This window comes from Streptococcus oralis, from assembly GCF_019929345.1.
GTDB lineage: Bacteria > Bacillota > Bacilli > Lactobacillales > Streptococcaceae > Streptococcus.
In genome coordinates this window covers 114,695-131,657 of sequence record NZ_JAHZPJ010000002.1, presented here as the reverse complement: position 1 = coordinate 131,657, position 16,963 = coordinate 114,695, and the positions used below count along the sequence as shown (strand labels likewise).

Below are 16,963 nucleotides of genomic sequence, written 5' to 3'. Positions count from 1 at the left end.
TAAATCTAAAATCATCTCTAGTATTATATCACATTCTCGCTTCATTCTTTTGATAAAATCGTAAAAATCTAGTATAATAGATAGACTGAAAGTATGAGGTTAGTAGAAATGAAGATGAAACAAATTAGTGATACAACACTGAAAATCACGATGACTTTAGATGATTTGATGGATCGAGGAATGGAAATCGCAGACTTTCTCGTTCCTCAGGAAAAAACCGAAGAGTTTTTCTATGCTATTTTAGATGAATTGGATATGCCAGACAATTTCTTGGATAGTGGCATGTTGAGTTTCCGTGTGACGCCAAAACCAGATAAGGTCGATGTCTTTGTGACCAAGTCCAAGATTGACCAGACTCTGGATTTTGAAGATTTGGCGGATCTGCCAGACATGGAAGAATTGGCTCAAATGTCTCCGGACGAATTTCTCAAAACCTTGGAAAAGAGTATCGCAGAAAAGACCAAGGACGATATTGAGGCCATCCAATCTCTAGAGCAGGTAGAAGCTAAAGAAGAGCAAGAGCAGGCGGACAAGGAGACTGAGAGCAAGAAGGAACCTTATATCTACTATATCTTGCGTTTTGCAAGTCTTGCTGACTTAGTTGCTTTTGCAAAGACGGTTAACTACCAGATGGAAACATCTGAACTCTATAAGATGAATGGATACTACTATTTGACAATCTTAGTCGATGTGGCAAATCATCCAAGTCTATATCCAGCCTGGCTGTTGGCTCGTATGCGTGAGTTTGCAGACGACAGTGACATCAGTCGTTCAGTCTTACAAGAGTATGGGCAAATCTTGATCAACCACGATGCAGTTCTTAATTTGCAAAAGATTCGTTCATAGATTTTGAAAATCATTTTAATTTATTTAAGAAGTTCAAAATCAATTGCATTGGGGAATGAAACGATAAGATTTGTAAAGGATAAAAGATAGAGCCTACTTAAGAGTCATCATTTGATGGCTTTTTTGCTACTTTGAATCGTAAAATAAATTGGATAATTTTACTGTTGTTCTCTCCATTTTGGTGCCTAGAGAGATGAGAATTCTAGTTTAATAAATCAGGAGAGTGTTTGATAATGATTATATTTATTAAATAAAACAAAATTTATAAAAAAATGAACAAAATAAAACAAAAACTATTGACAACGGTTTCATATAGTGTTATACTTATAACATAAAAAGTTAATTGAAAGAAGGAAAACTGTTATGGGATTAGATCATTTCTTTGATAAAAATCTCGTGTTTTGCTTAGAAGCGGATGATCAAGAACACCTCTTTAATCAGGTAGCAAGCTTGTTGGAAGAACGAAATATCGTAACCCCCACCTATCGTGAAGCCTTGATTACGCGTGAAAAGTCATTTCCAACTGGCTTAGATATGGAATTTCTGGGGAAGGACTTGCCAAATGTAGCGATTCCTCATACAGATATTGTTCATAATCTAGCTGAGAAAGTGGTGGTTGTTCGATTAGAGAAACCAGTTACTTTTCACAATATGATTGCTCCTGATAGAGAAGTGGAAGTATCTCTACTCTTCTTTATCATTAACAATTCAAGTTCGAGTCAAACAAATATTCTGGCTCAGTTGATGGACTTTTTCACAGGAAATGGACATCTGGAAGATCTATCAAAAATTTCCGAACCAGAAAAACTTTATGCTTACATTGCTGAAGCAACCGCTTAATCTTGTCTATTAAAAATAAAATCGGAGGAAATCCAAATGATTAAAATTCTTGCTGCCTGCGGTGCAGGTGTTAACTCAAGTCACCAAATTAAAAGTGCTCTAGAAGAAGAGCTTTCAAATCGTGGTTATGATGTTCACTGCGATGCAGTTATGGTAAAAGATGTAAATGAAGACCTTATCAAAGGATATGATATCTTTACACCAATCGCTGCTACTGACCTTGGTTTTGAACCAGAAATTCCAGTAATTGAAGCTGGACCAATTTTGTTCCGTATTCCAGCAATGAGCGCTCCAGTATTTGACAATATTGAAGCAGCTATCAAAGAACACGGACTAAGTTAATTATTATTTTGTAAGATTCCATAAAAATAAAGGGAGGAACTATTATGGATGTCATTATAAAATTGGCCAACGATATCTTCAAACCTATCTTGGAAATGGGTGGTCCTATCATCATGCTGATCATCTTGACAGTATTGGCCTTACTATTTGGAGTGAAATTCTCCAAAGCGCTTGAAGGTGGTATCAAACTTGCTATCGCTCTTACTGGTATCGGTGCTATCATCGGTATGCTCAACGGAGCTTTCTCAGCATCACTTGCGAAATTCGTTGAAAATACTGGTATTCAATTGAACATCACTGACGTTGGTTGGGCACCACTTGCAACCATCACTTGGGGTTCTGCCTGGACACTTTACTTCTTGCTTGTGATGTTGATTGTCAACGTTGTGATGCTTGCAATGAAGAAAACGGACACTCTTGATGTCGATATCTTCGATATCTGGCACTTGTCAATCACTGGTCTTTTGATCAAATGGTATGCAGACAACAACGGTGTAAGCCAAGGGGTTTCACTCTTCATCGCAACTGCAGCAGTTGTCCTTGTAGGTGTTTTGAAAATCATCAATTCTGACTTGATGAAACCAACATTTGACGACCTTCTTAATGCACCAAGTTCATCACCAATGACTTCAACTCACATGAACTACATGATGAACCCAGTTATCATGGTCTTGGATAAGATCTTTGATAAAGTATTGCCAGGTCTTGATAAATACGACTTTGACGCTGCAAAATTGAACAAGAAAATCGGTTTCTGGGGATCTAAATTCTTTATCGGTTTCATTCTTGGTATCGTTATTGGTTTGATGGGAACCCCACACCCAGTTGCTGGTGTAGAAGGAGCTGATAAATGGGAACTTGTTATTAAAGGTTGGTTGAGCCTTGGTTTGACTGCCGGTGTCTGCTTGGAGCTCTTCTCACTTATCGGATCTTGGTTCATCGCAGCCGTAGAACCACTTTCACAAGGTATTACAAACGTTGCTACTAAACGTCTTCAAGGACGTAAATTCAACATCGGTCTTGACTGGCCTTTCATCGCTGGTCGTGCTGAAATCTGGGCTTGTGCTAACGTACTTGCTCCAATCATGCTAGTAGAAGCTGTACTTCTTTCTAATGTCGGTAATGGTATCTTGCCACTTGCAGGTATCATCGCTATGGGTGTAACTCCAGCTCTCTTGGTTGTTACTCGTGGTAAATTGCTCCGTATGATTATCTTCGGAACTCTCTTGTTGCCACTCTTCCTTCTTTCAGGTACTCTTATCGCACCATTCGCAACAGAACTTGCTAAAGGTGTAGGTGCCTTTCCTAAAGGTGTAGATAGTGCTCAATTGATTACTCACTCAACTCTTGAAGGACCAATCGAAAAACTATTTGGTTGGGCAATCGGTAATGCTACAACAGGCGATATCAAAGCAATCCTTGGTGCAGCAGCCTTCCTTGTATTCTATGTAGGTATCTTTGCTTGGTATAGAAAACAAATGATCAAACGTAACGAAGAATACGCAGCAAATGCTAAATAATTCGCTCCTATAAAATGTAAATTGTGAAAACTAGGTTGTTAATTTCCGACATTGGGAGTGGCAACCTAGTTTTTTATATAAAAATCTAAAAATAGTTGGAGAACTTTATGGTAATTGAAGTAAAATCAGATCAGTTAACGGTTCAGTTTAAAACCTTAGGTGGCGCCTTGTCATCGATCAAGGATCGAGATGGAATTGAGTACTTTTGGCAAGGGGATGCAACCTATTGGAGTGGACAAGCTCCTGTACTTTTTCCAATCTGTGGCTCTTTGAGAGAGGATGTAGCCATTTATAGTCACGCAGATGGGACAGAAACAAAAGGAAGCATTCCGCGTCATGGTTTAGTTCGTAAAAATGAATTTGAATTAGTTAACCAAACAGAAAACAGCGTAACTTTTGCGATCGAAGATGATGAGAATATTTATCAAAACTATCCTTATCATTTCCGCCTTGAAATCACTTATCTAGTGACTGGCAAGACTGTTCGTACTCAATACAAGATTTTCAATAAAGAAACGAATAAAGTAATGCCATTCTTTATCGGTGGACATCCAGGATTTAATTGTCCTCTGCTAGATGGCGAAACTTATGAAGATTACTATTTAGAGTTTGAAAAAGAAGAGACTTGCTCTGTTCCCCGTCCTTTCCCAGAAACAGGAATGTTGGATTTTCAAGATAGAAGTCCATGGTTGGATTCTCAAAAGGAAGTGGAGCTCAGTTATGATCTGTTCAGTGTGGATGCAGTAACCTTAGATGAGTTGCAATCTAAATCAATCGCGCTTCGTTCACGGAAGCATGAGAACGGATTGAAAGTAAACTTCCAAGAGTTTCCTAATCTCATCATTTGGTCTACCCTAAATAAAGGTCCTTTCATCGCTTTTGAACCCTGGTCAGGCTTATCAACTTCACTTGAAGAAGGAGATCATTTAGAAGATAAGAAGAATGTTCGTCTCCTAGAACCTGGTCAAGTAGATCAGATTGGCTTTGATATTGAAATATTTTAGATAAAAAACCACAAAAACAAACATTTACTGTTGACTTTTTCTATAAATAGGAGTATATTATGTTTGTAACAAACAAATAATCGCTTGTTATATTCTGTTTCGAGGAGAAAGTTTCTTTCTAGGAAATTGATTTCCTAGACTTGGATAAGGTGCTATTCATCTCATTCAATCAAATTTGTCACTAAACTGCTAGAAAGTCTTTTGTAGGTAAACTGCTAACTATAAAAGTCTTTACTAGCCTAGAAAAATAAAAAGGAGTATACAATATGTCTATTGTTATCGGTGCAGATACTGCAGGTTTGAGATTGAAAGAAGTTGTGAAAGACTTCTTGGAAAAAGAAAACTTCCACGTTGTGGATGTTACAGCTGAAGGTCAAGACTTTGTTGATGTGACTCTTGCTGTTGCTGCAGAAGTAAACAAAGAAGAACAAAACCTTGGTATCGTGATTGATGCTTATGGTGCTGGTCCATTCATGGTCGCAACTAAAATCAAAGGAATGGTTGCTGCAGAAGTTTCAGATGAACGTTCAGCCTATATGACTCGTGGACACAACAACTCTCGTATGATCACTATGGGTGCACAACTTGTTGGTGACGAATTGGCTAAAAACATTGCTAAAGGTTTTGTTAATGGTAAATACGACGGTGGCCGTCACCAAATTCGTGTCGACATGTTGAACAAAATGTGCTAATTAGATTATAGTAAGAAAGGTAAGATAAAAATGAGAATTGCAATCGGATGTGACCACATCGTAACAGATGAAAAAATGGCGGTTTCAGAATTTTTGAAATCAAAAGGACATGAAGTCATTGACTTTGGTACTTACGATCATGCGCGAACACACTACCCAATCTTTGGTAAAAAAGTTGGTGAAGCTGTAACTAGCGGCCAAGCTGATCTTGGGGTTTGTATCTGTGGTACAGGTGTTGGTATCAATAACGCTGTTAACAAAGTTCCAGGTGTACGCTCTGCCTTGGTTCGTGATATGACAACAGCTCTTTATGCTAAAGAGCAATTGAATGCCAACGTTATCGGATTTGGTGGTAAGATTACTGGTGAATTACTCATGTGTGATATCATCGAAGCTTTCATCAATGCTGAATACAAACCATCAGAAGAAAACAAAAAATTGATTGCGAAAATTGAGCACGTCGAAACTCACAATGCTCATCAAGCAGATGCAAACTTCTTTACAGAATTCCTTGAAAAATGGGATCGCGGTGAATACCACGACTAAGAGGTGACGCATGATTTTAACAGTCACAATGAATCCATCCATTGATATTTCTTATCCTTTGGATGAATTGAAAATTGATACTGTCAACCGAGTGGTGGACGTGACCAAGACAGCTGGTGGTAAAGGGCTCAATGTTACACGAGTTCTTTCAGAATTTGGTGATTCTGTTGCTGCTACCGGTTTGGTCGGTGGTAAACTTGGTGAGTTTTTAGTAGAGCATATCGACGATAAAGTAACGAAACGTTTCTTCTCCATTCAAGGAGAAACTCGTAACTGTATCGCTATTCTCCACGGTGACAACCAAACAGAAATCCTTGAAAAAGGACCTGAAGTTCTGGAACAAGAAGGGCAAAATTTCTTGGCTCATTTCGAGAAACTTCTTGACACTGTAGAGGTAGTAGCCATCTCAGGTAGTCTGCCAGCAGGTCTTCCAGTCGACTATTATGCGAGCTTGGTAGAACTTGCTAATCGCGCAGGAAAACCAGTTGTTCTGGACTGCTCAGGTGCGGCTCTTCAGGCTGTTCTTGAATCACCACACAAACCAACAGTTATCAAACCAAATAACGAAGAATTGTCTCAGCTTCTTGGAAAAGAAGTTTCTGAGGATTTGAATGAATTAAAAGAAGTTCTTCAAGAGCCTCTATTTGCAGGGATTGAGTGGATTATCGTTTCACTTGGTGCAAATGGTGCATTTGCCAAACATGGTGATACTTTCTACAAGGTAGATATTCCAAGAATCCAGGTAGTCAACCCTGTTGGATCTGGAGACTCTACTGTGGCAGGAATTTCTTCAGGACTTCTTCATAAGGAATCTGATCAAGAACTCCTCATCAAGGCCAATGTCCTTGGTATGCTCAATGCCCAAGAAAAGATGACAGGGCATGTCAACATGGCCAACTATCAAGCTTTATATGATCAATTAATAGTAAAAGAGGTATAAAATGGTTTTAACAGAACAAAAACGCAAATATTTAGAAAAACTCTCTGACGAGAACGGCATCATCTCAGCTCTTGCCTTTGACCAACGTGGTGCTTTGAAACGCCTCATGGCTCAATACCAAACAGAGGAGCCAACAGTGGCTCAAATGGAAGAACTCAAAGTCTTGGTAGCAGATGAATTGACAAAATACGCATCTTCTATGCTTCTCGACCCTGAATATGGACTTCCAGCTACAAAAGCGCTTGCGCCAAATGCTGGTCTTCTCCTTGCTTATGAAAAAACAGGCTACGACACAACAAGCACCAAACGCTTGCCAGACTGCTTGGATGTTTGGTCTGCCAAACGCATCAAGGAACAAGGTGCGGATGCTGTGAAGTTTTTGCTTTACTATGATGTAGACAGCTCTGACGAACTTAACCAACAAAAACAAGCCTACATCGAACGCATCGGTTCTGAGTGTGTGGCAGAGGACATTCCATTCTTCCTTGAAATCTTGGCTTACGATGAAAAAATCGCTGACGCAGGTTCTGCAGAATACGCAAAAGTGAAACCACACAAGGTTATCGGTGCCATGAAGGTCTTCTCAGACCCACGCTTCAACATCGATGTCTTAAAAGTGGAAGTTCCAGTCAACGTCAAATACGTTGAAGGCTTTGGCGATGGTGAAATCGTGCATACACGCGAAGAAGCAGCAGCTTTCTTTAAAGCGCAAGATGAAGCGACTAACTTGCCATATATTTACTTGAGTGCGGGTGTATCAGCCAAACTCTTCCAAGAAACACTTGTCTTTGCCCACGAATCAGGCGCAAACTTCAATGGTGTTCTTTGTGGACGTGCAACCTGGGCTGGATCAGTGGAAGCCTACATCAAGGACGGTGAAGCAGCAGCTCGTGAATGGCTACGTACAACAGGTTTTGAGAACATTGACGAACTCAATAAAGTTCTTCAAACAACAGCGACTTCATGGAAAGAACGCGTGTAAGAAACTCCTCCTAGTTTAGGAACATGAATCTAAAAAATTTAAAAAAAGGTGAATGTAAAGGTTTACAAATAAACTGACTTGTGCTATACTTAAATCACAAGTTAATACAAGGTGAGTGTTACTAAGTAATATTAGGCATGATCACAGGTGAATTAGAAATCAATTGATTTTCCAATTCATTTGTGGTCATTTTTTATACTCATATACCTTTAATAGATAAAAGGAGGTTGCCATGTATCGAATTCTAAATCCAATGAATCACAATGTCTCTCTTGTCAGAAATGACAAAGGAGAAGAGGTGATTGTGATTGGTAAAGGGATTGCATTTGGAAAGAAGAAAGGGGATTTGATTGCTGAAGATCAAGTAGAGAAGATTTTTCGGATGAAGACAGAAGAGTCCAGGGAAAACTTTATGGCTCTGCTCAAAGATGTCCCGCTTGATTTTATCACAGTGACATATGAGATTATTGATAAGCTTTCTAAGAAATATCATTATCCGATTCAAGAGTATCTCTATGTGACCTTGACAGATCATATTTACTGTTCTTACCAAGCTCTAACACAAGGAAGGTATAAGGATAGTAATCTGCCAGATATTTCTGCCAAGTATCCTGTAGCTTTTCAAATCGCAAAGGAAGCCTTTGAAATCTATCGTCAGAAGTTGACAGATCATCTCCCTGAGGATGAAATTATTCGGATCGCTTATCATTTCATCAATGCCGAAGGGGAAAATGAAGTTCAAGTGGTTGAGTCAATTGATAAGAGGAAAGAAATCCTCAGGAATGTTGAAGAAGTGCTAAAGACTTACGATATTCAACGAACCAAAGAGAATAACCATTTCTATGATCGCTTTATGATTCATCTCAATTATTTTTTGGATTATTTAGACCGTTCCAGAGATGATAATCAATCGCTTCTAGATATGGAAGACCATATCAAACAATCCTATCCAAAGGCATTTGAGGTTGGCTCCAAGATTTATGATGTGATTACGCAACATACTGGTCTTGATTTGTATAAGAGTGAGCGAGTTTATCTAGTTCTACATATACAACGTTTACTGTCATAAGATTTATCAAATAATATATAAGGAGGATTCTATCATGAATAGAGAAGAAGTAACATTATTAGGTTTTGAAATTGTTGCCTATGCTGGCGATGCTCGATCAAAACTATTGGAAGCCTTGAAGGCCGCTGAAGCTGGTAATTTTGCGAAAGCGGATAGCTTAGTTGAGGAAGCTGGTGGCTGTATCGCCGATGCTCATCACGCGCAAACAAGTCTATTGACCAAGGAGGCAGCTGGTGAAGACTTGGCTTATAGTGTGACCATGATGCACGGTCAAGATCACTTGATGACAACTATCTTGCTCAAAGATTTGATGCACCATTTAATCGAACTCTACAAGAGAGGAGTTAAGTAATGAACAAACTAATTGCTTTTATCGAGAAAGGAAAGCCTTTCTTTGAAAAACTGTCTCGTAATATCTACCTTCGCGCTATTCGTGATGGTTTCATTGCTGGAATGCCAGTTATTCTCTTCTCAAGTATCTTTATCTTGATTGCCTTTGTTCCGAACTCATGGGGTTTTAAATGGTCTGATGAAGTTGTAACCTTTCTGATGAAACCTTACAGCTATTCAATGGGAATTTTGGCTCTCTTGGTTGCTGGTACAACTGCCAAGTCATTGACGGACTCAGTCAACCGTAGCATGGAGAAAACCAACCAAATCAACTATATGTCAACACTTTTGGCTGCGATTGTTGGTTTGTTGATGTTGGCAGCTGATCCGATTGAAGGTGGTTTCGCGACAGGTTTCCTTGGGACAAAAGGATTGCTTTCAGCCTTTCTTGCTGCCTTTGTTACCGTAGCAATCTATAAGGTTTGTGTTAAGAATAACGTCACTATTCGCATGCCTGACGAAGTTCCACCCAATATCTCACAAGTCTTTAAAGATGTGATTCCATTCACTCTTTCAGTTGTTTCTCTTTACGTCCTTGATTTACTAGCTCGTCATTTTGTTGGTGCAAGCGTAGCTGAATCAATCGGTAAATTCTTTGCACCATTATTCTCAGCCGCGGATGGCTATCTGGGTATTACCATTATCTTTGGGGCCTTTGCCTTCTTCTGGTTTGTGGGTATCCATGGTCCTTCCATTGTCGAGCCTGCAATCGCAGCGATTACCTATGCAAATGCTGAAGTCAACTTAAACCTTCTTCAACAAGGGATGCATGCAGACAAGATCCTTACTTCAGGTACACAAATGTTTATCGTTACCATGGGTGGTACGGGTGCGACACTGGTTGTTCCATTCATGTTCATGTGGTTAACAAAATCAAAACGTAACCGTGCAATCGGACGTGCTTCAGTAGTACCAACCTTCTTTGGTGTGAATGAACCAATTCTGTTTGGTGCACCGCTTGTCTTGAACCCGATTTTCTTTATTCCATTTATCTTTGCGCCAATTGCCAACGTATGGATCTTTAAATTCTTCATTGAGACGCTTGGCATGAACTCATTTACAGCCAACCTTCCTTGGACAACACCAGGTCCGCTCGGTATTGTTCTCGGTACAAACTTCCAAGTTCTGTCGTTCATTCTTGCTGCCCTCCTAATCGTTGTTGACATTGTCATTTACTATCCATTCCTCAAGGTTTATGATGAACAAATTCTTGAAGAAGAGCGTTCTGGTAAAGCCAATGATGAATTGAAAGAAAAAGTAGCTGCAAATTTCAATACTGCCAAAGCAGATGCGATTCTTGAAAAAGCAGGTGTAGAAGCAGCGCAAAACACAATTACTGAGGAAACAAATGTTCTCGTTCTCTGTGCAGGAGGAGGTACAAGTGGTCTCCTTGCAAATGCTCTAAACAAGGCAGCTGCGGAGTACAAGGTTCCTGTTAAAGCAGCAGCTGGTGGCTATGGAGCTCACCGTGAAATGTTACCTGAGTTTGATCTGGTTATCCTTGCTCCTCAAGTTGCTTCAAACTTCGAAGACATGAAGGCTGAAACCGACAAGCTTGGTATCAAACTTGCCAAGACAGAAGGTGGCCAATACATTAAATTGACTCGCGATGGAAAAGGCGCTCTTGCCTTTGTTCAAGCGCAATTTGAACAATAAAATTTTAGAAGTGAGATGGCGAAACTCCTCCCAACTCTATCTCCATCTCATTTCTATTTCTTGAAAGGTAAATCAAATGACAAAAACACTTCCAAAAGACTTTATTTTTGGCGGGGCAACAGCAGCCTATCAAGCAGAAGGTGCGACCAATACCGATGGTAAAGGACCAGTTGCCTGGGACAAATACCTCAAAGATAACTACTGGTACACTGCTGAACTAGCCAGTGATTTCTACCACAAATACCCAGTTGACCTCAAACTAGCAGAAGAGTATGGTGTCAATGGTATCCGTATTTCAATCGCTTGGTCACGTATCTTTCCAACTGGTTACGGGAAAGTCAATGCCAAGGGAGTTGAGTTCTATCATAATCTATTTGCAGAGTGCCACAAACGGCATGTTGAGCCCTTCGTGACCCTCCATCACTTTGACACGCCAGAGGCGCTTCATTCAAACGGAGATTTCCTGAACAGAGAAAACATTGATCACTTTGTGGATTATGCGGCCTTCTGTTTTGAAGAATTTCCAGAAGTAAACTATTGGACAACATTCAATGAAATTGGACCGATAGGAGATGGTCAGTATTTGGTTGGGAAGTTCCCTCCAGGTGTCCAGTACGACCTTGCCAAAGTCTTCCAATCTCATCACAATATGATGGTGTCGCATGCGCGTGCAGTCAAGCTATATAAAGATAAAGGTTATAAAGGTGAAATTGGTGTGGTTCATGCCCTGCCTACTAAGTATCCTCTGAATACAGATAATCCAGCAGATGTTCGTGCAGCTGAGTTAGAAGATATCATTCACAACAAATTTATCCTAGATGCGACTTATTTAGGACGATATTCTGAAGAAACCATGGAAGGTGTCAACCATATCTTAGCAGTCAATGGTGGTAGTTTAGATCTTCGTGAAGAAGATTTCATAGCATTAGAAGCTGCAAAAGACTTGAATGATTTCCTAGGAATCAACTACTATATGAGTGACTGGATGGAAGCCTTTGATGGAGAAACTGAAATTATCCATAATGGTAAAGGTGAGAAAGGAAGCTCTAAATACCAAATCAAAGGTGTTGGTCGTCGTGTAGCTCCTGATTATGTACCACGTACGGATTGGGATTGGATTATCTACCCTCAAGGTTTATATGATCAAATCATGCGCGTGAAGAAAGATTACCCAAATTACAAGAAAATCTACATCACAGAGAATGGTCTCGGATACAAAGATGAGTTTGTGGATGGGACAGTCTACGATGACGGACGGATTGATTATGTTAAGAAACATATGGAAGTGATTGCAGATGCAATCTCTGATGGAGCCAATGTCAAAGGCTACTTTATCTGGTCGCTGATGGATGTCTTTTCTTGGTCAAATGGCTATGAAAAGCGTTATGGACTCTTCTATGTTGATTTTGAAACCCAGGAGCGCTATCCAAAGAAATCGGCTCACTGGTATAAAAAACTAGCTGAGACGCAGCTTATTGATTAAAATTCAACAAAAATTCCCCGCCAAAAGGCAGGGGAATTTTTATGGTTTTGATAAAAGAATGGTTGTTTGTTTCGACAGGTCTTCAAATGTTTCTTGACTCAGTTTAGAATCTGAAACGATGGTATCAATTTCTGAGATATTGTAGAAATTGTAAAAATCAAACTTATTAAACTTACTGTGGTCTGCCAGTAAGTATTTTTTATTGGCATTGTTCAAGGCGATTCGTTGTACCTCGCCCTCTTCTTCACTGAAAGTAGCAATTGCCTTATCCTTAATACCATTACAGCTAACAAAAGCCTTAGAAAACTGAAGATTGGTCAAATCCTGCAAGGTAAGTGTCCCTACAAAAGCACCAGTGATAGAGCGATAATTTCCGCCAATCAAAATCAAATCTGTTAGTTTTCGTTCGTTTAGGATGAGAAAGACTGGAAGACTGTTTGTTACGACACGAATATTATCAATTGGGAGCTCACGAGCAAAACATTCTAAGGTTGTTCCTGGCCCGATAAAAATAGTTTCACCTTCGTCAATCAAATGACCTGCAAAACGGCTAATTTCTTGTTTTTCAGCAATCTGCAAGCCTTGTTTTTCGATATTTGAGCGTTCGTTGTTTAAGAGAGAACCTGTACGAAGTTTTTCAGCGCCACCGTGCACACGAACCAGCAAATCCTTATCTGCCAATTCTTGTAAGTAGCGGCGAGCTGTCATATCTGACACATCAAGACTCTCCATAATTTCTTTTACAGTAATGGTACCTTTTGTGTTTACTGCTTCTAGAATACTATCTAGTTTTTCTTGCTTTAGCATCCTTATCACCTCGATTTCTACTATTATTATCTTACCATAAAACGCTCAATCAATCAAATAGAAAAAGAACAAAATAAAACAAAAACAAAAATATCATAGTTTATTTAAACAAACCATGATACTTTGAATGATTGGTCAAATTAGTCTAAACCGTAGTTGTAATCCTCGTCTTGCATGGCTTCAACTTCACCAAGGAGGTAACCATTTCCGACTTGAGAGAAGAAGTCGTGGTTAGAAGTTCCTGTTGAGATTCCATTCATGACGATTGGGTTGACATCATCAGCTGAATCTGGGAAGAGTGGATCTTGTCCTAGGTTCATAAGGGCTTTATTGGCATTGTAACGAAGGAAGGTTTTGACTTCCTCAGTCCAGCCAACACCGTTATAGAGGCTTTCTGTATAGCCCTCTTCGTTCTCGTAGAGGGTGTAGAGCAGGTCGTACATCCATTCTTTGAGTTTTTCTTGCTCTTCTTCAGGCAATTCGTTGAAACCAAGTTGGAATTTGTAACCAATGTAGGTTCCGTGAACAGACTCATCACGAATGATCAGTTTGATGATTTCCGCAACGTTAGCCAGTTTGTTGTTACCGAGATAGTAGAGTGGTGTAAAGAAACCAGAGTAGAAGAGGAAGGTTTCAAGAAAGACACTGGCAACCTTCTTTTCTAGCGGGCTACCATTGAGATAGATTTCATTGATAATTTCCGCTTTTCTTTGTAGGTAGGGGTTAGTGTTGGTCCATTCAAAGATTTCTTCGATTTCAGCCTTGGTATTCAAGGTTGAAAAGATAGAAGAATAGGATTTTGCGTGGACAGATTCCATAAACTGGATGTTGTTGAAAACAGCTTCCTCATGCGGTGTACGGATGTCCGATCGAAGTGCTTGAACCCCTGTTTCAGATTGCATGGTATCCAAAAGGGTCAAACCACCAAAGACTTTTCCAACTAAGTCTTTTTCTTTGTTTGATAGTTTTCTCCAGTCGTCTAGGTCATTTGACAAGGGGATTCGCGTATCGAGCCAGAATTGCTCCGTCAGCTTTTCCCAAGTTGATTTGTCGATAACATCTTCGATGGCATTCCAGTTAATGGCTTTGTAGTAAGTTTCCATTTGAAATCTCTTTCTGTATGTAATAATGCGATTGTCGAATCCTCTCTATTTTATCATAGTCTGAGAAGAGTATCGCACAAAAAGTCGGGAGACCGACTTTTCATTTTTCATAGTATTCAGATACTTATCAAGTTTTGTCTGGCGGGTAACTTAATCAGTAGTCTGAGAAAATGTGGTTGCCTCAGTTAAAAATTAAATTACACAGCTTTCACATTGGTTAGCACCAACTTCCCCACCGTCGTCCGTAAAGGTACGGACGTAGTAGATAGACTTGATACCCTTGTTAAAGGCATAGTTACGAAGGATAGACAAGTCACGTGTCGTTTGTTTGTTTTCTTTCTTCCATTCGTAAAGACCTTTTGGAATGTCGCTACGCATGAAGAGAGTGAGTGAAAGCCCTTGGTCCACGTGTTCAGTAGCAGCAGCGTAAACATCAATCACCTTACGCATATCCATGTCGTAAGCAGAAGTGTAGTAAGGAATAGTATCTGTTGACAAACCTGCAGCAGGGTAGTAGATCTTACCAATTTTCTTTTCCTGACGTTCTTCGATACGTTGCGTAATCGGGTGGATAGAAGCAGAAACGTCGTTGATGTAACTGATAGAACCATTTGGCGCTACAGCAAGACGGTTTTGATGGTAAAGTCCGTCTGCTTGAACCTTTTCGCGAAGTTCAGCCCAGTCAGTAGCGCTCGGGATAAAGACATCTTTGAAGAGTTCTTTAACACGGTCTGATTTTGGAACAAATTCGCCAGTTACATACTTGTCGAAGTAGCTTCCGTTAGCATAGTCTGATTTTTCAAAGTTGTGGAAGGTGATACCACGTTCGCGAGCGATATTGTTTGACTCTACCAAGGTCCAGTAGTTCATAAGCATAAAGTAGATGCTTGTAAATTCAATTGACTCAGGTGATCCGTATTCGATGAGTTGTTGGGCAAGGTAACTATGAAGTCCCATGGCACCAAGACCAAAGGTGTGGGCCAAGCTATTTCCGTGGTCGATAGTAGGAACAGCTACGATGTGTGAACTATCTGTAACGAAAGTAAGGGCACGAACCATAGCTCGAATAGAGCGACCAAAGTCAGGTGAAGTCATCATGTTGACCACATTTGTTGATCCAAGATTACATGATACGTCTGTTCCCATTTGAAGGAATTCTTGAGCATCGTTGATCAAGCTTGGTTCTTGGACTTGGAGAATCTCAGAACACAAGTTACTCATGATGATTTTTCCATCAATTGGATTTGTACGGTTAGCTGTATCAATGTTGACGACATAAGGGTAGCCAGACTCTTGTTGCAATTTAGAGATTTCCGTTTCCAAATCACGCGCCTTAATTTTTGTCTTGCGGATGTTTGGATTTGCGACCAATTCATCGTATTTTTCAGTGATGTCGATGTAGTTGAACGGTACACCATACTCAAGCTCTACAGAGTATGGGCTGAAGAGGTACATTTCTTCATTTTTACGAGCTAATTCGTAGAATTTATCGGGTACTACAACACCAAGTGAAAGGGTCTTTACACGAACTTTTTCATCAGCATTTTCTTTCTTAGTGGAAAGGAAGGCGATGATATCTGGGTGAAAGACGTTGAGGTAGACAACACCAGCACCTTGACGTTGACCAAGTTGGTTTGAGTAGGAGAAACTGTCTTCGAAGAGTTTCATAACTGGAACGACACCAGAAGCTGCTCCTTCATAACCTTTGATAGGTGCGCCAGCTTCACGAAGGTTGCTGAGAGAAATTCCCACACCACCACCGATACGAGAAAGTTGAAGAGCAGAGTTGATAGAACGTCCGATAGAGTTCATGTCATCAGTTACTTGAATCAAGAAACAAGATACCAACTCTCCACGACGAGCACGACCTGCGTTCAAAAAGGAAGGAGTAGCTGGTTGGTAGCGTTGGTGGATGATTTCATTGGCAATATCAGTCGCGATTGCTTCATCACCGTCAGCGAAATAAAGGGCATTAAAGAAGACACGGTCTTCCATGCTTTCAAGATAGTATTCACCGTCGTTAGTTTTCAAGGCGTACTGATTGTAAAACTTATAGGCAGCCATAAATGACTTAAATTGGAAGTTTTGATCCTTGATAAATTGGTGCAATTCTTCCAAGAACTCTGGACGGTATTTCTTGAGAAATGCAGTTTCGATGTAGTTGTGCTCAATGAGGTAGTTGATCTTATCAGTAATTGAACCAAAAACCATAGTATTTGGAACTACATTTTCTTTAAAGAAGGCATCCAAGGCTTCTTTGTCTTTATGAAGCATGATTTGTCCATTAACAGGACGGTTGATTTCGTTATTGAGACGGAAGTAAGTTACGTCCTCAAGATGTTTTAATCCCATAAAATTTCCCTTATCTAATTACAAAAGAAAGGCTTCTAAGTTAGCCCTAGAAGCGAGTTTCTTCTGGATGATGTACTAAGATTATGCTAATTGTTTCAGTTTTCCTGGTTGGAAGCCTGAAAAGACTTCAGTTGGTGTTTGGATAACAGGAGCAGCACTGAAACCGAGCTCTTTAACCTGATCAATATACTCAGGTTGCTCGTCGAGATTGATCTCACGATAAGCGACATTGTTGCTATCCAAGAAACGTTTGGTCATTTTACATTGTACACAATTATTTTTAGAATAAACCGTTACCATTCCGTAACTCCTCATAAAATTTGATTACTTTCTTAGTATATCAGAAAAAAAAACTTTGTCAAACTTTTTAAACTAAATCTTGTGCCTAAAA

Annotated in this window: 17 protein-coding genes; 13 read left to right on the top strand and 4 right to left on the bottom strand. The window is 39.8% G+C overall.

The features are described 5' to 3' along the window. Positions 1–108 precede the first annotated feature (108 nt). From mecA to lacG, 13 genes are all read left to right on the top strand, one after another. Positions 109–846: an adaptor protein MecA gene (gene mecA / locus K1I97_RS02775; RefSeq protein WP_223331537.1), complete on the top strand. Its 738-nt coding sequence runs from the start codon at positions 109–111 to the stop codon at positions 844–846. Positions 847–1,209: 363 nt separating this feature from the next. Continuing rightward, positions 1,210–1,686 carry a PTS sugar transporter subunit IIA gene (locus K1I97_RS02770; RefSeq protein WP_223331491.1) on the top strand — a complete coding sequence of 159 codons (477 nt, stop codon included), beginning with the start codon at positions 1,210–1,212 and terminating at the stop codon, positions 1,684–1,686. A 36-nt stretch (positions 1,687–1,722) separates the two neighbouring features. Then, positions 1,723–2,028 (top strand): PTS sugar transporter subunit IIB, encoded by a 306-nt coding sequence (locus K1I97_RS02765; RefSeq protein WP_061598443.1) that lies wholly within the window; start codon positions 1,723–1,725, stop codon positions 2,026–2,028. 44 nt (positions 2,029–2,072) lie between these two features. Continuing rightward, positions 2,073–3,548, top strand: a complete 1,476-nt coding sequence (locus tag K1I97_RS02760; RefSeq protein ID WP_223331490.1) for a PTS galactitol transporter subunit IIC — start codon at positions 2,073–2,075, stop codon at positions 3,546–3,548. 107 nt (positions 3,549–3,655) lie between these two features. Then, complete coding sequence (locus K1I97_RS02755; RefSeq protein ID WP_223331489.1) at positions 3,656–4,552, top strand: aldose 1-epimerase family protein; 897 nt, start codon at positions 3,656–3,658, stop codon at positions 4,550–4,552. A 266-nt stretch (positions 4,553–4,818) separates the two neighbouring features. Further along, positions 4,819–5,244: a galactose-6-phosphate isomerase subunit LacA gene (lacA, locus tag K1I97_RS02750; RefSeq protein WP_125386551.1), complete on the top strand. Its 426-nt coding sequence runs from the start codon at positions 4,819–4,821 to the stop codon at positions 5,242–5,244. A gap of 30 nt (positions 5,245–5,274) precedes the next feature. Beyond that, positions 5,275–5,790: a galactose-6-phosphate isomerase subunit LacB gene (lacB, locus tag K1I97_RS02745; protein ID WP_001216904.1), complete on the top strand. Its 516-nt coding sequence runs from the start codon at positions 5,275–5,277 to the stop codon at positions 5,788–5,790. A 10-nt stretch (positions 5,791–5,800) separates the two neighbouring features. Next, on the top strand, positions 5,801–6,730 hold the full coding sequence (locus tag K1I97_RS02740) for a tagatose-6-phosphate kinase (RefSeq protein ID WP_223331488.1): 930 nt from the start codon (positions 5,801–5,803) through the stop codon (positions 6,728–6,730). Between the two features lies 1 nt (position 6,731). After that, the gene (gene lacD / locus K1I97_RS02735; RefSeq protein WP_223331487.1) at positions 6,732–7,712 is read left to right on the top strand and encodes a tagatose-bisphosphate aldolase; all 981 of its coding nucleotides are present in this window, start codon (positions 6,732–6,734) and stop codon (positions 7,710–7,712) included. 232 nt (positions 7,713–7,944) lie between these two features. Next, positions 7,945–8,781, top strand: coding sequence for a PRD domain-containing protein (locus K1I97_RS02730; RefSeq protein WP_223331486.1), 837 nt, complete (start codon positions 7,945–7,947; stop codon positions 8,779–8,781). A gap of 34 nt (positions 8,782–8,815) precedes the next feature. Continuing rightward, entirely contained in the window at positions 8,816–9,133 is a 318-nt protein-coding gene (locus tag K1I97_RS02725; protein ID WP_223331485.1) for a PTS lactose/cellobiose transporter subunit IIA, read from the top strand. Continuing rightward, on the top strand, positions 9,133–10,827 hold the full coding sequence (locus K1I97_RS02720) for a lactose-specific PTS transporter subunit EIIC (protein WP_223331484.1): 1,695 nt from the start codon (positions 9,133–9,135) through the stop codon (positions 10,825–10,827). Before K1I97_RS02725 ends, K1I97_RS02720 begins: the two co-directional genes overlap by 1 nt. A gap of 76 nt (positions 10,828–10,903) precedes the next feature. Next, complete coding sequence (lacG, locus tag K1I97_RS02715) at positions 10,904–12,310, top strand: 6-phospho-beta-galactosidase (RefSeq protein ID WP_223331483.1); 1,407 nt, start codon at positions 10,904–10,906, stop codon at positions 12,308–12,310. Positions 12,311–12,349: 39 nt separating this feature from the next. Here lacG and K1I97_RS02710 read toward each other — a convergent pair whose 3' ends face one another. From K1I97_RS02710 to nrdH, 4 genes are all read right to left on the bottom strand, one after another. After that, on the bottom strand, positions 12,350–13,117 hold the full coding sequence (locus K1I97_RS02710) for a DeoR/GlpR family DNA-binding transcription regulator (RefSeq protein ID WP_223331482.1): 768 nt from the start codon (positions 13,115–13,117) through the stop codon (positions 12,350–12,352). Positions 13,118–13,257: 140 nt separating this feature from the next. Beyond that, positions 13,258–14,220 carry a class 1b ribonucleoside-diphosphate reductase subunit beta gene (gene nrdF / locus K1I97_RS02705; RefSeq protein ID WP_223331481.1) on the bottom strand — a complete coding sequence of 321 codons (963 nt, stop codon included), beginning with the start codon at positions 14,218–14,220 and terminating at the stop codon, positions 13,258–13,260. Positions 14,221–14,412: 192 nt separating this feature from the next. After that, on the bottom strand, positions 14,413–16,572 hold the full coding sequence (nrdE, locus tag K1I97_RS02700) for a class 1b ribonucleoside-diphosphate reductase subunit alpha (protein WP_223331480.1): 2,160 nt from the start codon (positions 16,570–16,572) through the stop codon (positions 14,413–14,415). 81 nt (positions 16,573–16,653) lie between these two features. Next, positions 16,654–16,872 (bottom strand): glutaredoxin-like protein NrdH, encoded by a 219-nt coding sequence (gene nrdH, locus K1I97_RS02695; RefSeq protein WP_000259240.1) that lies wholly within the window; start codon positions 16,870–16,872, stop codon positions 16,654–16,656. Positions 16,873–16,963 lie beyond the last annotated feature (91 nt).

Excerpts from the sequence above, each read along its gene's own strand:
- mecA (WP_223331537.1), top strand. The coding sequence starts at position 109 with ATGAAGATGAAACAAATTAGTGATACAACACTGAAAATCACGATGACT.
- K1I97_RS02770 (WP_223331491.1), top strand. The coding sequence starts at position 1,210 with ATGGGATTAGATCATTTCTTTGATAAAAATCTCGTGTTTTGCTTAGAA.
- K1I97_RS02765 (WP_061598443.1), top strand. The coding sequence starts at position 1,723 with ATGATTAAAATTCTTGCTGCCTGCGGTGCAGGTGTTAACTCAAGTCAC.
- K1I97_RS02760 (WP_223331490.1), top strand. The coding sequence starts at position 2,073 with ATGGATGTCATTATAAAATTGGCCAACGATATCTTCAAACCTATCTTG.
- K1I97_RS02755 (WP_223331489.1), top strand. The coding sequence starts at position 3,656 with ATGGTAATTGAAGTAAAATCAGATCAGTTAACGGTTCAGTTTAAAACC.
- lacA (WP_125386551.1), top strand. The coding sequence starts at position 4,819 with ATGTCTATTGTTATCGGTGCAGATACTGCAGGTTTGAGATTGAAAGAA.
- lacB (WP_001216904.1), top strand. The coding sequence starts at position 5,275 with ATGAGAATTGCAATCGGATGTGACCACATCGTAACAGATGAAAAAATG.
- K1I97_RS02740 (WP_223331488.1), top strand. The coding sequence starts at position 5,801 with ATGATTTTAACAGTCACAATGAATCCATCCATTGATATTTCTTATCCT.
- lacD (WP_223331487.1), top strand. The coding sequence starts at position 6,732 with ATGGTTTTAACAGAACAAAAACGCAAATATTTAGAAAAACTCTCTGAC.
- K1I97_RS02730 (WP_223331486.1), top strand. The coding sequence starts at position 7,945 with ATGTATCGAATTCTAAATCCAATGAATCACAATGTCTCTCTTGTCAGA.
- K1I97_RS02725 (WP_223331485.1), top strand. The coding sequence starts at position 8,816 with ATGAATAGAGAAGAAGTAACATTATTAGGTTTTGAAATTGTTGCCTAT.
- K1I97_RS02720 (WP_223331484.1), top strand. The coding sequence starts at position 9,133 with ATGAACAAACTAATTGCTTTTATCGAGAAAGGAAAGCCTTTCTTTGAA.
- lacG (WP_223331483.1), top strand. The coding sequence starts at position 10,904 with ATGACAAAAACACTTCCAAAAGACTTTATTTTTGGCGGGGCAACAGCA.
- K1I97_RS02710 (WP_223331482.1), bottom strand. The coding sequence starts at position 13,117 with ATGCTAAAGCAAGAAAAACTAGATAGTATTCTAGAAGCAGTAAACACA.
- nrdF (WP_223331481.1), bottom strand. The coding sequence starts at position 14,220 with ATGGAAACTTACTACAAAGCCATTAACTGGAATGCCATCGAAGATGTT.
- nrdE (WP_223331480.1), bottom strand. The coding sequence starts at position 16,572 with ATGGGATTAAAACATCTTGAGGACGTAACTTACTTCCGTCTCAATAAC.
- nrdH (WP_000259240.1), bottom strand. The coding sequence starts at position 16,872 with ATGGTAACGGTTTATTCTAAAAATAATTGTGTACAATGTAAAATGACC.